Genomic DNA, 17,703 nt, shown 5'->3' with positions numbered 1-17,703 from the left:
TGAAGAAGGTTATTGGCAGGCAAATAATTTCTCTATATACGAAAATTAGATATAAAGGGTTTAAGTGGGGACGGAATTGATGCTTCAACAATTTATTGTTGACTATTTGGATATAGTTTTTTGTTTGTACTTGTACGGATGGTTTTAGATAAGGTCACTTTAAAAGATATTATTATTTGGCTAATAGTTGCACTACCACTTCAAATAATTTCATATTTATTCTCTGATCTAGTCCCAATTTTATATACGGCTATGGAGTCATACTTTAGAACATTACGCCGTGAATCCAGTCAACAAGCGAGATTTGATTTATCAATTGCTTTTTCTCTTGATCCCCACTTATTTAATTATTGATAATACATTGTCAGTTGTATTGTGGTTATTTCATGCTAGTGAATTAATGAACGGTATAGCTGAAATAGTTGTTTTTGTTATTTTAGCATCTCTAATTTTAAAGTATAATGTGATTATAAAAAAGTTGTTTGTCAGAGCTAGAATGGTTTTACCATCGGTGTCGAGATTATTAGTTATTACCAGTGTCTTTTTTGGTAGTTCATTGGCTATCTATCTATATTCCGAATATACTTGGGTATCGTTAACAACGGTTTTGGCTTATACATTTGCCTATTATCTACTATGGCTAATAGTATTCATATGTTTGGCGATTCTATTTAAAGAATATTATGACAACCTTAATATTCATTTGCTGAAACAAAAGTACGAGAATACGATTAAGCTAAATGAAGCTTTAAGTCAACAGTATGAACAGGTTCGGCATCGCCAACATGACATTAAGAATCTACTAATCGATTTGCAGGGGCAGATTAAGGCTAACCAACCAGATACGGCCTTGAAGATGATTCAAGATCAACTTGAAGCGACACATGAAATTACTCTGATGCCTGAAGTAGAAGCTAATCTGAATAAGATTACTTCATCAGGGATTCAAAATGTAATTCGACGCCATTTGTATGAAATCTTAGCAGTTGGCGCTAGTGTCAACATCGAAGTATCGGCTACCATTAATTTCCGTTTAGAAGATGAGATCAAATTAGCGCGAATCATCGGAATCCTATTGGATAATGCTCGTGATGCTTTAAAAGACCAAGAAAACGGGGTCTTTCAATTATCTATGTCACGGTTTGATGTTGAGACGGTGGTTTTAGCGGTACGGAATTCGATCGATCAGTCGGTTGATGTCAATCAAATGATTAAGAACAAATTCTCCACTAAGGACAATCACCACGGCTATGGGTTAACTAATATCCGGGAGATTGTAAATGGCGATGATCATTTTAACTTAGAAATTGAAACTAGTGAGCATTTTGTCACTGTTGAATTATATATGCGAGGGGCGCTCTAGTGTTATCAACCATTATTCTGGAAGACGATCTCCATCAATTACAGGTCATCGAGGAGATTGTTAAGAACCGAATCATGATTAATCCGACGCCGCATGAATATGATATGCGGGTTGATTTAGTGACGGCAAATCCAGATGAAGTGGTGCAATTTATTCAGGCTCACCAAGCTTATTGTTTAATTACAGACATTGATTTAAAACATAAATTATCGGGAATTGATGTGGCCGAAATTGTCCGCAACAATTCTCGTTTTTAAGAAATTATTTTTGTGATGGCCTTCGGTCAATATTTACCATTGACGATTACTCGCCATGTGGAACCTTTAGATTTTATTTTTAAAAGTGACGATGAGGGGTCAATGCCCCAACACTTACGAGAAACCATCGATGAGGCTTACGGGCGATACTTGAAGTTTATTGCAACTCCCGAACGTGAGGTGGAGCGGATTGCCTATCATCCCACTAAGGGGTTAGTGAAGACGGTCGCTGTTGATCAGCTCTTTTATATTCAAGCGGTCAAGGGGAAAAGTCGGCTGATTTTAATCGTTGGTCGGAATCTGCACGTTGAAACCCACGGGGAATTAGCTAACTATGATGATACGAGTTTGCTGAAAGTTAATCGCGGGCTGGTAATAAATCCAGCCAATGTCGTGGAGCTTGATACCAAAAATCGGCGGGTTTACTTTGATCAGGACCATATCGTGGCCTGTGACATCAGTTTTCGCCATTTAAAAGAACTTCGTAAGCATCTGAATGAGGATGTGATGAAATGAAATATGCTGCCTATGTCGCCCAAGTTGATGAATCTGATTGTGGCGTCGCTTGTTTAGCGATGATTCTAAAACACTATGGTAGTGATTATCCAATTGCCAAGTTACGGGATTTAGCTCGGACTAATCAAGAAGGGACGAATGCCTTAGCATTAGTAAAAGTGGCACAAAAATTAGGCTTAGCCACCCAAGCGGTGCAAGCGGATTTAGCAATTTTAGACGACCCAGCGATTCAATTTCCTTGGATTGCCCATGTTGTTAAGGACGGGGTTCTTCTGCACTACTATGTCATCTTTGGTGCGGATGAAAATCAGGTATATGTGGCCGACCCGGATCCAAAAGCCGGGGTGCATAAAATGGCGCGGGCAGATTTTGAACAAGAATGGTCAGGGGTAGCGCTTCTCTTTGAACCAAGTGCAGATTATCAAGTCCAAGTAGTCACGATGACAACTTTAAAAGATAATTTTCATTTGCTAAAACCCTTTCGTGGAACTTTAGCGCTGACAATTTGTTGGTCGATCCTGATTTCCGTGATTAGCATTGTAGGCTCATTGTATCTGCAGGTGTTGATCGATGACTTGATTCCCCGTCACCGTGTGAACCTGTTGATGATTGTCAGTCTAGGCATGATTATTGCCTACCTCATTTATGCGATTTTGTCATACTTGCGGACGATGATTTTGATGAAAGTCAACATGAAGGTGGCTGGACGGATTAATCTTGATTATTTGCGGTCGGTTTTACACTTGCCCTTGCGCTTTTTCATGACTCGCAAGACCGGGGAGATTCTATCGCGTTTTAATGACATTAGTAAGATTATTGATGCCTTATCGAGCACCGTGGTTACCATCTTTTTAGATGCGGGAATGCTAGTGCTGATCGGGCTATTCATGGCTTGGCAGAATTACCCCTTATTTTTAACTACTTTAATTAGCGTGCCAATCTATATTGTCTTAGTAGCAATTTTTAACCGACGTTACACCAAGTTGAATTATGATCAGATGGAAAGTAATGCTCGTTTGAATTCATCAATTATTGAAAGTATTCGCGGGATTGAAACGGTTAAAGCTCTGAATATTACAGACCGTTTGGATGAACAAATTGATCAACAATTTCAAAGTTTTTTAAAGCAAAGCTATCGTTATACGCAAACCGAAACTTTTCAGGCGGCCATCAAACTCTTTTTACAGTATGGCCTAACGACCGTCATCTTATTAGTTGGGTCACTTCAGGTTATGAGAAACCAATTAGCCTTAGGTCAATTGATGGCCTTTAACATGTTACTGGCTTTCTTCATTGAACCCTTACAAGATATTGTGAATTTGCAGGCCAAACTAAAAACCGCCCAAGTCGCAAACCAACGCTTAAACGAAGTGTTGGTAATTGAGCCTGAACCGTCAGATGGGCTCGCGTTGAATGATGAATCCTTAAGCTTGGATGTTGAGCGAGTTAGTTTTGCCTATACCTATGGGTATCCAGCTTTGCGTGATGTGTCCTTGAGCATTCAACCAGGGGAGAAGCTAGCTATTATTGGCCCGAGTGGCTCCGGGAAATCTACCTTAGCTAAAATGATGGTGCGCTTTTTAACTCCCGATCAGGGATCCATCAAAGTTAATCAGCGTGATATCAGGTCCATGGCTCTCGCTGATTTACGCCACCGGATTGGGTATGTACCTCAACGATCTCAACTATTTTCGGGGACGATCGCGCAAAATTTACGCTTAGCTAATCCTGACATGACCCTAGAAGAATTAAGCAGAGCTTGTCATTTAGCGCAAATCGATGCTGATATTACTAAGCTACCGCTAGGTTATGATACTCTGATTGATGAAGAATCTAATACATTATCGGGCGGGCAAGTCCAACGTCTGGCAATTGCTCGGGCTCTGCTTAACCATCCGCAGATCCTGATTTTAGACGAATCGACGAGCTCCTTAGATCCCTTAACGGAAAGCGAGCTCCTGCAAAGCTTAATGGCTTTACCCATGACAATCGTGCTGGTCTCACACCGGCTAAATGTGACGACACACCTTGACCGAGTGGTTGTCCTAGATCATGGTCAGATCGTACAAGACGGTCAACCGGAAGACTTGCAGCAGGTTGCCGGACTGTACCAACAGTTATTAGGACAATAAATGAAGCTGAGCAAGCAATCTCAATTAGGATTGTTTTCCCAGCTTCATTTTTAATCTACTAACATTTTAAATTGATGATGGTCTTCAAATAGTTTTGCTATCTGCAGTAACCATTCTTCTTGTCCTTTAGCGGCCGTCAACTGAATACCGATAGGGAGGCCAGCTTTTGTTAAATGGGTCGGCAAGCTAATGGCGGGCTCACCCGTTAAATTGGCTTGTTGGGTAAAAGGTGAATGAGTTAGTGAGGGAAGCCATTGGTCATAAATCAGCTCTCGTTGCGCTTGGGGAGTAAGCTCATCAATCTGATTCATTAGGGCCAGGTTCTCATCTGAAACTAATTGCTCGTTTAAAGAAATAGCAGCCGTTGCCGTCGTCGGACATAAAACCAAAGGATAGCTTGCGTGTAATTGAGCCCATTGAGCAGCTGCGTGGTCCCAAGTAGATAGAGCTTCGATATAATCAACTGCTGAAATTTGCTTGCCAGTTTGATAAAGGGCCCAAGTTAGTAATTCCATATCATCTCGGGTGACAGAACGGCCAATTGCCGCTTCGATTTCTTGGAACATATGGGCGGTTTCACCGGCATTCATGGCGTAGTAGCTCCGAATTAAGGCATCACCATTAGTTGGCCAGTTAATTTCTTCAACGGTCCAGCCCGCTTGGCGTAAGAAATCAACCGCTGCTAAAACGGCCTGCTGGGCTTCAGGATTAACTGGGGTACCAACGGGGGATTGGGTAAGGTAACCAATTTTAAGTTGCCGATCGGGTTGATTAAGCCGTTGAACTAAACCGGCTTTGATTAAAGGGGCTTGGAAAACCGCCGCTGCTTGTAGAGCTTGCATGCTTTCTAAAAAGAGGGCCGTATCCGTAACGGAGCGTGTCAAAGCAAAGTTAATGGAAGCCCCTTGCCACGATCGCCAATCACTAGGTCCCATCGGCATCCGCCCGCGGGTCGGTTTGAGGCCGATTAATCCGGACCAAGAAGCCGGAATCCGAATAGAGCCCCCACCATCACTAGCGCTGGCAATTGAGACCATTCCGCTAGCTAAGGCACTGGCCGCCCCACCAGATGAACCACCAGGGGAGTATGTAGGATTAAAGGGATTTTTGGCATCACCATACATTTGCGAATCGGTCACGTTCTTAAAACCGAATTCGGGGAAATTAGTTTGACCGATGATAATAAAACCGGCGGCTTGTAATCGCCGCGTGTAATTACTGGTGACGGTAGCGCGATTATCTTGAAAGAGCCGATTAGCATTAGTTGATGGTTCGCCTGCGAGACTTTGCCCAAGTCCCTTGAGCAGGATGGGCACGCCTAAAAAGGGCTGACCAGTATCTTTGAGTTGGGCAGCTTCGACCAGCGCCTGCTGACGACGGGTGGTAATGACCGCATTTAGATCCGGGTTAAGGCGGTCGATTTGTTGATAGGCCGTATTAACTAGGTCAGTAGCCGATACCTGACGATCCCGCACCAGTTGCGCGAGCCGATAGGCCGGCTGACGCATTAAATTTTGAGTAGACATAGTTGACCTCCTAGTTTTTCTTCATTCTAGACTATTGTGGTATCGCTTTCAATGACTTATAATCAAGGGGACTTGAGGGGGTGATGATGATCACTGGATTCGTGGTGGGGTCCTTAACTGGGCTAATTGATTTGCATCTGGCCATTTCTTCGATCCCGACAATTCTTTCCGGATTGCCGATGTCCTTGTTTTTATTAGTAACTTGTTTCATTTTAGCTAATATTCTGGGCTTTTTGCTGGTGTTAATTCGCCAAAGTCGCTGGGCGATCCTGCGCTGGATAGCTCGCTTTTACATTTCCTTTTTTCGGGGCGTGCCGATGTTGGTAATTCTGTTTATTACTTATTTTGGTTTTAATATGGATGCCATACCTGCCGCGGTGCTTTCATTTACGATTGCACCGGCGGCCTTTATCTCTGAGTATTATCGGTCAGCCTTGTTGGGTGTTGATCTTGGTCAATATGAGGCCGCCCGATCCTTAGGGATGAATCGTTACGTAGTCTTACGATATGTCATCTTACCGCAAGCTTTACGAATTGCCCTACCATCACTTGGTAACGTGATGGTCGATATGTTTAAAGGAACTTCTTTAGCGGCCATGATTACCGTTTCGGAAATGTTTATGGATGCCAAAATTGTGGCGGGAGCTAATCAGGACTACATGTCGATTTATATCACCCTGGCAGTCATCTATTGGTTGTTGTGTTGTTTGTTATCTTGGGGACAAGGCTGGTTAGAAGGCCGGTTAGATTTTGTTGCTAAAGCGGAGGAATAATTATGCATAAATGGTGGAAAATCATTACGGGAGTTTTGGTCTTAGGTTTAGTAGTTGGTGGTTTGACGGCTTGCGGTAAAAAGTCAGCCGCTAGTAAGAATACTTTGATTGTGGCGACCTCGGGGACTTTATACCCGACCTCTTATCATGATTCCAAGACCAAAAAATTAACGGGTTATGATGTCGAAGTCGTGCGAGCGATTGCCAAAAAGTTACATAAAAAGGTGGTCTTTAAGGAATACAGTGTTGATGGCATGCTGACAGCGGTCAAGACGGGTAAAGCCGATATGGCAGTGGATGATTTTGCTATTTCACCAACGCGGAAGAAGAAATTTGCCATGTCGATTGCTTTCAAGCACTCTTTCAACAGTATTATCGTGCGGTCATCTGACAACTCCGGAATCAATAGTTGGGCGGATTTAAAGGACAAGAAGGCTGGTGGCGAAGCTGGGACGAATTACCAACGTCTGGCCCAACAATTAGGGGCCAAATTAGTTAATTATGATAATGTGTCCAATGATGTCTACCTACGGGATTTGCAAGATGGCAAGACCGATTTCATCATGAATGATTATTATCTACAAAAGTTAGCGCTGGCGGCCAACCCGAATAGTGGCTTGAAGATCATGCCGAACATGTACTTTACGACGAATGAAGATGGGAGCGGGGAAGGAATCATCATGAGTAAGGATGATCCTAAGCTGACGAAAGAAGTTAATTCAGCTCTAAAGGCCTTACTAAAAGATGGCACGATTAAAAAGTTAGCCATGAAGTTCTATGGAGCGGATGTTACGAAGCAACCAAGTGAACATATCAGTAAGCACTTTACAATCTCCAGTAAATATACCGGACGAAATTAAATATTTGTGAAAATTGAAAAGCTGGTCAGAAACTAATTGACGTTTCTGACCAGCTTTTTTGCTTATCCTAAATAATCGGCTAAGCTTTGCAAGACCCCATTGTGATTGTTATCAGTTTTAGTTTGGTAGTTAGCTACAGCTTTGACATTGGCATTACCGTTTTGCATGGCATAACTATATTTAGCTAACTTCAGCATGCCTAAATCGTTATCCCCATCACCAAAGGCGGCGAGCTGATCTGACCTTAACTGCCACTGGTCGAGAAGGTGGTTTAAAGCCCAAGCCTTATCAATACCAGGGACCGTAATGTCGACGGAACCATTGCCACTGGGCGTGATGCTGACCTGGTCGCCAAAGCGCTGAATTAAATCGTTAATCCGTGACTCGGTTTGTTCGTCGATCAAGAATGACATTTGATAATACCGATCCTCAGGAAGGTGGTCATAATCGTCAATGACTTGGTACTTCGGGAAGTAAAATTTCATTCGTTCCAGGTTAGCTGGTGATTCCTGGGCTGGCAGGTAACCATATTTCGTGCCGGCTAAGCTTGGATAACAATGAAGGTCATTCACTAGATATGAAATCACTGCTTGAGCAATGGCAGGATCAAGGGTTTGACTAATTAATAAATCACCGGCTTGATTGACGACGTGGGCCCCGTTTTCGGATAAAAAGGTGAGTTCCGCTTGTTCTTCCGGCGTGAAATAGTTCAAGAGGCATTCTAAAGAATTACCACTAGCAACGATTAGTTGGACATCCTGGGCGCGAAGCTGACTAGCAATTTCATTGAATAATTGGTGATCAAAAGTCTTGTCGTCAGTTAAAAAGGTCCCGTCCATGTCAAAAGCGACAGCAGCAAATGGTAAAGTCATATGAACTCCTTTCGATTATCCGCGTTAAATACTCTTATATTTTAGGAAATCCGGACTAGAATATCAAACTGGCAATTTGAGTGACACAGTGTCACCAAGTGGAGTATAATTTAGGTATAGTAAGGAGGTCGATACCAATGACGGAAAAAACATTTACTTTAGCTCAATTAGCTCAATATGATGGGCAAGATGGTCATCAACCATATTTCGCTTATGAAGGAACGGTTTATGATGCTTCAGGAATTCCTAACTGGCGGCCGAACCAAAACCATGGTTTGCTAGCTGGTAAAGATATTACCGAGGAATTTAACCGATCGCCACACGAGGCTGAAATGTTTGAAAAGATGCATTTACCTGTAGTTGGCAAATTAGTTGAGGAATAAAATAAAGGAAGCTCGGAAAAAGTAATAAGTCTCATAGGTTAAACTCGTGGGGCGCGCTTTTGACCGTAATTACGAGTGTGATAAAAAATGAGGGTGAAAGAAACAGCTCAGTTTCTTTCACCCTCTATTTTTAACTTGTTCCTAAAATTGATCGATTAAGTGTTGTAGAAGTTGGTTAGCTTCTTCAGGGAGAGCGTTAGTCGTGTGAGTTTCTTTATAACGTTCGACCCAAGCTAGCCGCGTCTTTAGGCGTTCTTTAACCGTGTTGCGATATTCGTCATTATCGAAGTCTGGTAGGTAGCCATCATATGGCATATAGCTCATTTCAGTCGTTGGTCCAAATGGGTGCCAGCTATCTTGGCCTGTGGCAATCTTTTCCAGAATATCTAAGGTGGTGTGCTTATCGATGTCTTGACCGTAAAAGTCACCGGTATTGATGATGTAACAATCAACCGCTTGCTTTTCAAAGAGTTCCTTAAAGTCGGCATAATCGTCTTTCAGTGGATAAGCCCGGAATGGATTAGCAAATGGTTCAATGACCAGGGCATTGCGATCGGCATTCAGGACATTTTCGGCGGTAGACCGTTTCGTAGCCAGGGTAGCCCCAAAGGTAGCGGCCGCAATGGGATCCGTTAATTTAACTACTGGTGGTAAACTGTTATCCTTCATGATCCAGAAAATGGCGGTGATGGGGGCAGTTTCTTTATCGACCCGGTTAACTGAAGCATAGCGCGATTTAATGGTCCGGCCGTTTCCGTTACGAAGATCTTCGGTGACGAGGGTCTTTTCACCTTTTTCATTTAAAGTGACCCCACAGTTCATGACCGTGGTGAAGAATTGGGTTTCGCGAGTTCCTGGTAAGTAGTCATTGGTTTTATCAAAATAACTGGGCTCCAGCGCAATGGAAGCTCCATTCTCGCGACTAATGATAAAGGCATCATCATGTAAAACGGTAATGTCAAATTTGCCATCATGCTTGTTGTGGGTCAGGGTTGATTTACCAGAACCTGATAAACCATAGAAAGCAAAGACCGCATCATCACGATCGGTAAAGTGGAAGGACTTTTCACCCCCGTGACTAGCCGTGTAACCATGACGATGGGCAATCGCCCAGGTCAGGGTTAAAGTCCCCTTCTTTAATTCCCCAAAGTAGCGTAGACCCAAGACCGCGATGGCATTATGTTCAGCATCCACGACCACCAGCCCGTTTGGATATTCGTCACTGTGCCAATCAGGATTGGCATAGATATAAATGTCCCCTTCGTCGTATTGCTTTGATTTCGCATAGCGCGCTTGGTATTCGTTATCCAGCCATTGAAAATTAAGCATGTAGGACAAAAGATTAATTTCATAGCCTTTAGCGATGGCTAAGTGAGCCTTAACCATAAAATCTTCATCCAAGCCAACGACTACATCGGTAGCATAGAAAGTTTGGTCCCGACCATCAAAAATTGCCTCGCGGAGGACTTTATCTAATTTTTCCACATCTTCAGTGGGATTGTCAGTGTAGTGGCGCGCCGCCGCTGTTCGCCCAACAATATCACCATGGTTGTCGACGATAACTTTTGCATTAGCTGGTAAGCCCAATTCTTCAGTATGAATAATGGGCTGGTCAGTCACAATGGTATTGGGATTGTTAAGGGCTAATTCATAAGCTTCGGCCGGCGTGTCAATCCGTTGGACATTATTTTGATAAAAGGCAGATTCAATCGTGGTACGCGTACGTGAAAAAATATGATTGGCCTGATTAATGGCCTTAGTCTCAAATGATTGTTTAGTACTCATGTGTTTTACCCTCCTGTTTAGTTAGTTTTATTGTAATGGTAGCGGTTACAAGGTTCAACTATGATTGTGAAATTATTTGCAAAAACCAAGCGCCTATTGTTGTTGAGGCTAGAAAAGAGTATGATCAAGAATGTTTACATATATTTGAACGAAGAGGAGTAATTCATGGAACGTTTTCGAAATAATCTATTGGGGATCGTGGTTTGTCTAATTATTGCCATTCCGGCTTGGCTACTAGGGAAGGTTTTTCCAGTCATTGGGGGGCCAGTGATCGGAATTATTGCTGGGATGATCATCACCCTTTTTTGGACCAATAAAGGTTATGCGGCCGCTGGGATTGGCTGGACCTCTAAGGTGATCTTACAAACAGCGGTTGTCTTATTAGGATTTGGCATGGACTTTGGGGTGATCATTCAAACTGGCGGACAATCACTGCCCATCATTGTTTGTACGATTGGGATCGCCTTAATCATTGCGTGGGTCTTACATAAATGGTTACGGATTCCCAGTAAAATTGCGACCCTCGTGGGGGTGGGGTCGTCAATTTGTGGTGGGTCGGCCATCGCAGCGACCGCTCCAGTGATTGATGCCGATGATGATGAAGTCGCCCAAGCAATTTCAGTAATTTTCTTCTTTAATGTCATTGCGGCCGTACTGTTTCCAGTGCTTGGTCATCTCCTGGGGTTTGCAACGAATAGTGGAAATGCCTTTGGAATTTTTGCTGGGACGGCGATCAATGATACTTCATCGGTGACCGCAGCGGCATCCACTTGGGATAGTATGTGGAATCTAGGCAGTCAAACCTTGGATAAGGCCGTGACGGTTAAGTTAACCCGAACACTGGCGATCATTCCCATCACCTTAATTTTAGCTTTGATGAATACTAAGCAAGCTGACGGGGAAGCAAAGAATCACTTTAGCTTAAAACGAGCTTTTCCGATGTTTATTTTGTACTTTATTTTAGCCGCGATCTTCACCACCATTTGTATTCATTTAGGAGTTGCTGCCACGGCTTTTAATCCGCTTAAAGAATTAGCTAAATTTATGATTGTTTTGGCCATGACGGCGGTCGGCTTGAATAGTAATGTCGTTAAATTAATCAAGACCGGTGATAAGCCCCTGTTCTTAGGGGCCACTTGCTGGGTAGGGATTACACTGGTCAGTTTGCTCATGCAACGCGTCATGGGGATTTGGTAGAAAAGAGATCATTCAAATGGAAGAAAAACAACAGTCATCAGTCGTCACCAAGATTTCCCTCGGCGGATTAATTTTGATGATTTTCTCGTCAATTTTTGGTTGGAACAATTCGTTAACCGCTTTTTATCAAATGGGTTATGCCAGCATTTTATGGTATTTAGTGGCAGCCATTCTATTCTTTGTTCCCTCATCGTTAATGTTTGCTGAATATGGGGCCGCTTTTAAAGCCGCGCGTGGGGGAATCTTTTCCTGGCTACGGGGTTCAATTGGTGAAAAGCCGGCCTTTATCGGGACCTTTTTGTGGCTAGCCGCTTGGGTGGTCTGGTTAGTTTCTTCTAGTCAATATTTCCTCGTGGCGGTTTCAACCATGATTTTTGGTAAAGATGTCACTACCAGTTGGCATCTTTTCGGCCTATCTTCGGACCTGACCTTAGGAATTTTAGAAGTCTTGTTTTTGGTTATCGTCACATTTATTGCCACGCACGGGATTGATAAGATTGTTAAGGTAACCTCGTTTGCCGGAATCTTTACCATGGCGATGCCAATCGCTTTTTTGGTGATTAGCGCCATCATTTTAATAATGCATCATGGAACCTTGGCTGAACCGATTACGACGACCAATTTGATCCATTCCCCTAACCAGAATTTTGTCTCACCGATTGCAGTGGTGTCCTTTCTTGTTTATGCCATCTTTGCTTTTGGGGGCATGGAAACCATGGCGGGCGTGATTGATAATGTCGATCAACCTGAGAAAACCTTTCCTAAAGGGGTCTTAATTGGTTGTGGGATGATGGCCTGTTTATATTTCTTAGTTATTTTCTTGTGTGGGATCAGTACCAACTGGAATGCAATTTTAGGAAAATCCAATGTTAACCTGGCCAATGTTGAGTATGTCATTATCAATAATTTGGGCCTGGAAATGGGCAAGGGCTTTGGCATGAGTCATGCTAATTCGCTATTGCTAGGGCAAATTTTCTCCCACATCGCTGCCTTTGCCGACGTCTTTGGTGGGATTGGAGCGGCCTTTGTGATGACTTATTCACCAATCAAGTCCTTTGTTCAGGGCTGTGACCAACGTCTCTTACCTAAGCGATTTACAACCATGAATCAACACGGGATGCCGGCTTTTGCCATGTGGTGTCAGGTGGCAGTCGTATCTTGTATTATCATGTTCATTGCTTGTGGTGGGGCGGCCGCTAGTACTTTTTATACGATCTTAACGGATATGATGAATGTTGGTTCGTCCACGCCGTACTTGTTCTTAATTGGGGCCTTTCCTTTCTTCAAAATGAAAGAAGGTTTGGACCGCCCCTTTGTCTTTTATCGGCGGATGTCCTTCACCTGGGTGGTAACCATCATCGTTTGGCTAGTAATCGCCATTGGAATCATCTTTACGATTATTCAACCAATTATTGAAGGTGAATACATGACCTCCTTCTGGACCGCCTTTGGACCAGTCTTCTTTGGGGTAGTTGCTTGGATTTTCTATACCCGCGCTGAAAAACGGGGGACCTTAGATTAAATAGGAGGGTCAGATGAAGTTTGTGATTGCCCCAGATTCTTTTAAAGAAAGTATGACGGCGTTAGTGGCTGCCCAAGCAATTCAAACAGGTTTGTTAAGAGCGCTACCCACGGCGCAATGTCAGCTAATCCCTCTAGCCGATGGTGGTGAAGGAACCGTGGCTACCTTGGTGCATGCTCATCAAGGAGAAATGGTCTTAACTTCAACCGCTGGGCCCTTGCCTGGTCAAATGATTCAGGGGGCTTATGGACTAATTGATAATGGGAAAACGGCAGTGATTGAAGTGGCCGCTGCTGATGGCTTGACTTTAGTCCCTCGCCAACAACGGGATCCCTTATTGACCAGTTCTTATGGAACCGGTCAACAAATCTTAGCAGCCTTAGATCGAGGGGTACAACGCATCATCATTGGTTTGGGTGGCAGTGCCAGCGTCGATGGTGGACTTGGGATTTTACAGGCATTAGGAGCGAGGTGCCTGGATGATCAAGGGCAACCAGTACCAGCTGGTGGGCAAGGATTAAGTCAGGTTGCCACCATCGATCTATCCACGATTGATCCGCGTTTAAGTCAGACTGAACTTATCTTAGCTAGTGACGTCACCAACCCGCTCTTAGGTCCTCATGGCGCCGCCAAGGTTTTTGGTCCACAAAAGGGGGCGACTCCCAAAATGGTCGCGACTTTAGAAGCGGGGATGAAAAACTTTGCTCGGCGGATGACCGTAACCGTGGGTCGCGATTTTAGTCAGGCGGCTGGATCGGGAGCGGCCGGTGGGATTGGTTTTGCGCTCTTAGTATTAGGCGGTCAATTGCAATCCGGAATCGAATTAATGATGGCAGCGACCAACTTATCGCAAGCAATTCAAGCAGCTGATTTGGTCATTACTGGTGAGGGGCGGATTGATGGGCAAACCTTATTTGGAAAAGTGCCGGCCGGGGTCGCTCGCCTAGCCAAGCAAGCACACAAACCTTTAATTGCGATTGGTGGGAGCCTCGGTGATGACCTTTCTGTTTTATATGATATGGGTTTTACCGCCATCTTTGCTTGCCTCGGCAGCGTTGAACCCTTAGACCAAGTTTTAGTCCAGGGCCCAGCTAATCTCTCCCGGACTGCGGAGAATATTGGACGGATCTTAGTATTGGAATCAAAATGATTGTAATCCTTGAATCAAATATTGGTTCAAGGATTTTTATATATACTAAGTTGACACCGTGTCATCGAAGTGTATAATGATCATCGAAAAGTGACACGATGTCACTACAAAGGAGGAAGGTAAAATGTTTTTAGCCTTACATGAAATGAAACATGAAAAGCTCCGTTACGGTATGGTAATTTTTATGATCATGTTAATCAGCTACTTGGTCTTTGTTTTGGCGGCCCTAGCTTTAGGTCTAGCTAATCAAGAGTACCAGGCACTAGATACTTGGAATGTTAAAAGTGCGGTCATGACGACAACTTCTGATAAGGAACTTCGGCAGTCTACATTAACGCCGCAACAGGTTAAGAAATTAACGAAGAATCAGGATAATGCGGTCGTTGCCATTAATTCGGTGATTGCAAAAGCCAGTGGTAAGAAGCAAGTAGCCTCAACTTTTGTCGGTATTGATAAAGATCAATTTATCTACCATGATTTGAAATTGACTAGCGGTCATAAACCAACTAATAGCCATCAGGTGGTCGTAAATGAAAGTTATCAAAACGATGGTTATAAATTAGGTGATCAGATCAAGCTTGGTTCGGATCAGACCAAGTACCGAATCGTTGGCTTTGCTAAGAATTCGATGCTTCAGATTGCACCTGTTATTTACGGGACGGTTTCAACCTGGCAACAAATTCGCAGGACTGGCGATCTCTTTGCCGGAAGTGCGGTCGTTTCAAAGAAATCATCAATTAAGGTCAATGAATCCGGCTTAAAGAGCTACCCGATTCAACAGGTGATTGAAAAGCTACCAGGTTATTCCGCTCAAAACATGACCTTTGAATTTATGATTGGTTTCTTGTTGATTATTTCTTTGATTGTAATTGCAGTTTTCTTGTACATTATCACCATCCAAAAACTCAGCAATTACGCCGTTTTACGGGCGCAAGGAGTACCGTCACGGTTCTTGGTTAATGCGACGATTGCTCAATCGATCTTACTGACAGTCAGTGGGTTAGTGATTGCAGTGCTGTTAGTTTGGGGGACTTCCTTACTTATGCCCGCTGCTGTTCCAATGTCCTTTAACTGGGGCTTAGTGGGGGCGATCAGTTTAGGACTAGTAGTTATGTCCTTACTTGGGTCAATTATTCCGGTTCGGGTCGTTACCAAAGTGGACCCAGTTTCCGTAATTGGAGGTTAAGACCATGGCAGAAATTGAATTAACAAATATTAATAAATTTTTTGGTGAAGATACGGCTCGGGTACATGTCTTAAAGGATCTTAATTTTACGGCGAATCCCGGGGAATTGGTACTGATTTTAGGACCTTCGGGATCCGGGAAGTCGACTTTTTTAACGATTGCCGGAGGCTTACAAACGCCTGATTCAGGGAGCGTACTGGTTGACGGACAAGATGTTTATCAATTATCTAGCAAGCAGCGGGACCGGTTGCGGCTAAATAAGATCGGCTTTGTCCTCCAAGCTTATAATTTAGTACCCTATTTAACGGTGCTAGAACAATTCAAGCTAGCTGACAAGGTGAAAGCTACGGGGAATATGAATCCTGCGCAATTAGATGAATTATTAAAAGATCTGGGGATTTATGAATTACGGTATAAGTATCCTGATCAATTATCTGGGGGTCAAAAACAACGGGTCGCGATCGCGCGTGCCCTCTATTCACAACCCAAAATTGTCTTAGCGGATGAGCCAACCGCTGCCTTAGATAGTCCGCGGGTAGCTGAAGTTGGGGCCTTGCTAGCTGATTTAGCACACAAGCAAAACCGGGCGATTGTGGTGGTGACTCACGATGTCCGGTTGGAAGAATTTGCTGATCAGACTTATCGCTTATCCGATGGGGTAATGACCAAACAAAATTAAATCCTAAGTATAAAGGCGTGCCGGGCTGGCACGCCTTTTACTTTAAAAAAGTAAGCAAAATAATTGTATTGCATAAGGGACGTGGTATTCTAAGAACAATGAATATGAGGAGCGTGTTTATGGAAACGATCAAAAATTTGGTAATTGGCTTTGGGAAGGGTGGTAAGACCCTAGCGAAAACCCTAGCTCAACATGGTGAAGCGGTGATGGTAGTTGAACAATCAAGTCAAATGTATGGTGGGACTTGTATTAATGTTGGCTGTCTGCCATCCAAGAATATGATTATTAATAGTGAACGGCATCTCTCTTTTGCGGAGGGGGTAGCTCATCAAAATGCCTTAACCGATCGCTTGCGGAATAAAAATTACCATATGCTGGCTGATGAACCCACGGTTGAGGTAGTGGATGGAAAAGCGCGATTTATTGGCAATCATCAAGTCGAAATTGAGCTTGTCAATGGTGATCATCGCCAGGTGGAAGCTGAGCGCATCTTTATTAATACCGGTGCCCAACCTGTGATTCCTGATATTCCAGGTTTAACCTTAGGTGAGCGGATTATCACTTCAAAAGAAGCGCTGTCCTTACCTTATCAACCACAAACCATGGCGATATTAGGGGCTGGACACATTGGCCTCGAATTTGCCTCGATGTATCATCAATATGGAACGGATGTAACAGTGATTAATCGACATGATCACATACTCAATCATTATGATCGTGACGTGGCGGAAATGGTGGAACAAGACTTAATTAACGCTGGAATCCGCTTACGGATGAACACGAATTTAGTTCAAGTGGAAGCGACCGCAGATCAGGTCACCCTAACCTTTGATAATGGGGAAAGCCAAACCGTGGATGCTTTGTTAGTAGCGAGCGGACGTCGACCAAATACTGCCGACCTGGGCTTAGAAAATACGGGCATTCAATTAACTTCTCGGGGGGCCATTCAAGTCAATGAACGGCTTGAGACTGCAGTACCAAATGTTTGGGCGATTGGGGATGTCAACGGTGGCCCACAGTTTACTTATATCTCACTCGATGATTTTAGAATTATTAATAATCAACTCTTTGGGGATCAAACGCGTTCGACCAAGGATCGCTTTGCGGTTCCAGCATCGACTTTCTTGACGCCGCCATTATCATCCGTAGGGTTGAGTGAAGAAACTGCCCGCGCTCAAGGTTATAACATAAAAGTTTATCAACAAGCAGCTGCCGGAATTCCCAAAGCCCATGTAATGGAAGAAACGCGGGGCTTATACAAGGTAATAGTTGACCAAGACACCCAGGAAATCTTGGGGGCAGTGATTTATGCTGCCGAATCCCATGAGGTTATTAATATTGTGGCTTTAGCGATGAAGACTCATCAGCCATACAGTGTGCTCCGCGACATGATCTATACCCACCCAACCATGGCCGAAGTCTTTAATGACCTTCTAAAATAATTTGTCAGATTATTAGAAATCCATTAGAATGTTCCAAAAGGCTAATGGAGGAAAAGATTA

The 17,703-nt window shown here is 43.6% G+C and carries 16 protein-coding genes; 13 read left to right on the top strand and 3 right to left on the bottom strand.

Annotated features, from left to right (window positions below; all coding sequences use genetic code 11):
• Window positions 1-496: 496 nt before the first annotated feature.
• Genes PS3_RS05525 through PS3_RS05515 form a run of 4 tightly spaced genes read left to right on the top strand, consistent with a single transcriptional unit; the run spans window position 497 to window position 4,268 of the window.
• Entirely contained in the window at window positions 497-1,363 is an 867-nt protein-coding gene (locus PS3_RS05525; RefSeq protein WP_176662262.1) for a GHKL domain-containing protein, read from the top strand.
• On the top strand, window positions 1,363-1,620 hold the full coding sequence (locus PS3_RS09875; RefSeq protein ID WP_050950857.1) for a response regulator: 258 nt from the start codon (window positions 1,363-1,365) through the stop codon (window positions 1,618-1,620). The genes PS3_RS05525 and PS3_RS09875 overlap by 1 nt, the downstream gene beginning before the upstream one ends.
• A gap of 15 nt (window positions 1,621-1,635) precedes the next feature.
• Entirely contained in the window at window positions 1,636-2,136 is a 501-nt protein-coding gene (locus tag PS3_RS09870; protein WP_050950856.1) for a LytTR family transcriptional regulator DNA-binding domain-containing protein, read from the top strand.
• Window positions 2,133-4,268 (top strand): peptide cleavage/export ABC transporter, encoded by a 2,136-nt coding sequence (locus tag PS3_RS05515; RefSeq protein WP_007122304.1) that lies wholly within the window; start codon window positions 2,133-2,135, stop codon window positions 4,266-4,268. Before PS3_RS09870 ends, PS3_RS05515 begins: the two co-directional genes overlap by 4 nt.
• Window positions 4,269-4,318: 50 nt before the next feature.
• Here the strand turns inward: PS3_RS05515 and PS3_RS05510 are convergent, their stop codons facing one another.
• Window positions 4,319-5,794, bottom strand: coding sequence for an amidase (locus tag PS3_RS05510; protein WP_007122303.1), 1,476 nt, complete (start codon window positions 5,792-5,794; stop codon window positions 4,319-4,321).
• An 86-nt stretch (window positions 5,795-5,880) separates the two neighbouring features.
• Between PS3_RS05510 and PS3_RS05505 the strand changes: the two genes are divergently transcribed.
• Window positions 5,881-6,567, top strand: coding sequence for an amino acid ABC transporter permease (locus PS3_RS05505; RefSeq protein ID WP_081478399.1), 687 nt, complete (start codon window positions 5,881-5,883; stop codon window positions 6,565-6,567).
• 2 nt (window positions 6,568-6,569) lie between these two features.
• Entirely contained in the window at window positions 6,570-7,427 is an 858-nt protein-coding gene (locus PS3_RS05500) for a transporter substrate-binding domain-containing protein (RefSeq protein WP_040468289.1), read from the top strand.
• A gap of 62 nt (window positions 7,428-7,489) precedes the next feature.
• Here PS3_RS05500 and PS3_RS05495 read toward each other — a convergent pair whose 3' ends face one another.
• Window positions 7,490-8,299: a Cof-type HAD-IIB family hydrolase gene (locus PS3_RS05495; RefSeq protein ID WP_007122300.1), complete on the bottom strand. Its 810-nt coding sequence runs from the start codon at window positions 8,297-8,299 to the stop codon at window positions 7,490-7,492.
• Between the two features lie 137 nt (window positions 8,300-8,436).
• Here PS3_RS05495 and PS3_RS05490 point away from each other — a divergent pair, with 137 nt between their 5' ends.
• A complete protein-coding gene (locus tag PS3_RS05490) occupies window positions 8,437-8,682 on the top strand; it encodes a cytochrome b5 domain-containing protein (RefSeq protein WP_040468288.1) in 246 nt (81 codons plus the stop codon).
• 141 nt (window positions 8,683-8,823) lie between these two features.
• Here the strand turns inward: PS3_RS05490 and PS3_RS05485 are convergent, their stop codons facing one another.
• The gene (locus tag PS3_RS05485) at window positions 8,824-10,467 is read right to left on the bottom strand and encodes a phosphoenolpyruvate carboxykinase (ATP) (protein ID WP_040468287.1); all 1,644 of its coding nucleotides are present in this window, start codon (window positions 10,465-10,467) and stop codon (window positions 8,824-8,826) included.
• Window positions 10,468-10,632: 165 nt separating this feature from the next.
• On the opposite strand from PS3_RS05485, the gene PS3_RS05480 reads away from it, so the two are divergent.
• The 6 genes from PS3_RS05480 (at window position 10,633) to PS3_RS05455 (ending at window position 17,643) form a co-directional block, all read left to right on the top strand.
• Window positions 10,633-11,664, top strand: a complete 1,032-nt coding sequence (locus tag PS3_RS05480) for a YeiH family protein (protein ID WP_007122299.1) — start codon at window positions 10,633-10,635, stop codon at window positions 11,662-11,664.
• 16 nt (window positions 11,665-11,680) lie between these two features.
• Window positions 11,681-13,186 carry a glutamate/gamma-aminobutyrate family transporter YjeM gene (gene yjeM / locus PS3_RS05475; protein WP_007122298.1) on the top strand — a complete coding sequence of 502 codons (1,506 nt, stop codon included), beginning with the start codon at window positions 11,681-11,683 and terminating at the stop codon, window positions 13,184-13,186.
• A gap of 13 nt (window positions 13,187-13,199) precedes the next feature.
• On the top strand, window positions 13,200-14,336 hold the full coding sequence (locus tag PS3_RS05470; RefSeq protein WP_007122297.1) for a glycerate kinase: 1,137 nt from the start codon (window positions 13,200-13,202) through the stop codon (window positions 14,334-14,336).
• A 124-nt stretch (window positions 14,337-14,460) separates the two neighbouring features.
• Window positions 14,461-15,522, top strand: a complete 1,062-nt coding sequence (locus PS3_RS05465) for an ABC transporter permease (protein WP_007122296.1) — start codon at window positions 14,461-14,463, stop codon at window positions 15,520-15,522.
• A gap of 4 nt (window positions 15,523-15,526) precedes the next feature.
• Entirely contained in the window at window positions 15,527-16,201 is a 675-nt protein-coding gene (locus PS3_RS05460; protein WP_007122295.1) for an ABC transporter ATP-binding protein, read from the top strand.
• 119 nt (window positions 16,202-16,320) lie between these two features.
• Entirely contained in the window at window positions 16,321-17,643 is a 1,323-nt protein-coding gene (locus tag PS3_RS05455; RefSeq protein ID WP_007122294.1) for an FAD-dependent oxidoreductase, read from the top strand.
• Window positions 17,644-17,703: the final 60 nt, after the last annotated feature.

This window comes from Limosilactobacillus gastricus PS3 (assembly GCF_000247775.1).
GTDB lineage: Bacteria > Bacillota > Bacilli > Lactobacillales > Lactobacillaceae > Limosilactobacillus > Limosilactobacillus gastricus_A.
This window is presented reverse-complemented; position numbering and strand designations above follow the sequence as displayed.